2 protein-coding genes are annotated in these 1,642 nt (G+C 48.1%); both read right to left on the reverse strand.

Annotated elements, in window-relative coordinates; translation table 11 throughout:
* Positions 1 to 278 precede the first annotated feature (278 nt).
* Positions 279 to 974, reverse strand: coding sequence for a Uma2 family endonuclease (locus NZ772_18650; protein MCS6815577.1), 696 nt, complete (start codon positions 972 to 974; stop codon positions 279 to 281).
* Positions 975 to 1,060: 86 nt separating this feature from the next.
* Positions 1,061 to 1,642 (reverse strand): arginine decarboxylase (locus NZ772_18655; GenBank protein MCS6815578.1); only part of this gene is annotated, 582 nt, incomplete at its 5' end.

Here is a 1,642-nt window from a genome sequence, read left to right on the forward strand (position 1 = left end):
GGTTTACCGATGGGGGGTGGGTTGGCATCGAGCAGAACCATGACGAATTTCTCACCGCAACTGGCTTTAGTATAGCCCATGGGATGCTGGAGGCTTTCTATAAGCAATGCGCAACCTTAGACCTACACATTTGTCTCAAGCATTGCCTGTATCTGAGCTTCAGGTAGACCCGTCATTTGGGCAATCTGAGATAAGGATAATCCCCCTTGTTGTAGATTCATAACTACCTGTCGAAGCTGTTGTGCTGTCTGCTCAGCCCGTTGTCGTTACTGATCGGCTCATTGTCGTTCCTGCTCTGCTTGTTGCTCGGCTTGTTTCATCAAGTCCTCTTGGGTAGGGATCCACTGACCCTGGGCATCGTAATAGCGGAGCCAAGCACGGTTAACCCCATCACAACAGCCTCGCCAAACCCCCAAACCCAGTTGTAATGGTTCAATCCACCAACCTTGTCCAGAGATAGCAACTTCTTGGTAGCAACCTGCCTGCCATTGAAAGCCTCGTAGCTGATTGGTTTCCGAGTCAAACACAGCGTAGTAAGGAATCTTTAGGATTTGTTCATAGACTTGCCACTTGGTGGGGGGCCTACCTGGTTCCCGATGAGTGTTGCCCAAATTCTCAGCTTCAGTGCCGGGAGACAGAAATTCAATCACGAGCAACGGACTAACTCCCTCATCCCACACTACATAGCTGTTGCGTAAATATTGCTGCCGATAAAGCTTGGGAATACCTACAACCACAAACCAGTCAGGGCGCTTGTACCAGTTGAGATGATCTATGTCGTAGTAGACGTGCATATTACCAGCAGTAAACACCTGCTCCCAGGGATAGTTAGGAGGACGACAGGTCTGATGTAGAATGGGTAATTGCCGCAGGTGGTATTCGTCAGGCAAACCAGGATCCTCAGGATTTTCACTGGGCAAATCAAACATGGTAGGCAGGGTTTTTGCCGCCACATCAGGTACAGACTGAACCATAGCAGTCCTCTGATCGATGGATAGGTGATCTATTGTACTATTTAGGGCAATAGAGTTAGCAGTGATATGACCTTGGCTAGTTGCATCTAGGAAGCTAGGTAAGTATAGCCCCGCAGGCTATTTTCATAGGTCTGGAGGAGCAACTGAGCCTCTTCTAACGAGATACGTTTCTCCTCTAAGGCCTGTTCTGACTGTTGGCGAATGCTTTCTACCAAGTCTTCAGAGTCATATTGTACATAGCTTAGTACCTCCGACATGGTATCACCTTTAACCACATGTTCAATGCGATAGCCCTCTGGTGTAAGTTTGATGTGTACAGTGTTCGTATCGCCAAATAGGTTATGCAAGTTTCCCATAATCTCTTGGTAGGCACCGTTGAGGAACATACCGAGGTAATAGGGTTCAGGACTAGTGGACTGGTGAGTACCGTCATTGGCGGGATAGCGCAGGGGATGCAATTCTAGCACCGATTTGACATCAGTGAGGTCAATGAATTTGTCGATTTTACCGTCACTATCACAGGTGAGGTCGGCGAGGGTAGCGCGGCAGGTGGGTTCTTCGTCAAGGCGATGAATGGGCATGATGGGAAATAATTGATCGATCGCCCAACTATCGGGTGCTGATTGAAACACTGACAAGTTGATGTAATAAATCGAAGCCATGATATT

This window comes from Cyanobacteriota bacterium, from assembly GCA_025054735.1.
GTDB lineage: Bacteria > Cyanobacteriota > Cyanobacteriia > SKYG9 > SKYG9 > SKYG9.

Excerpts from the sequence above, each read along its gene's own strand:
- NZ772_18650 (MCS6815577.1), bottom strand. The coding sequence starts at position 974 with ATGGTTCAGTCTGTACCTGATGTGGCGGCAAAAACCCTGCCTACCATG.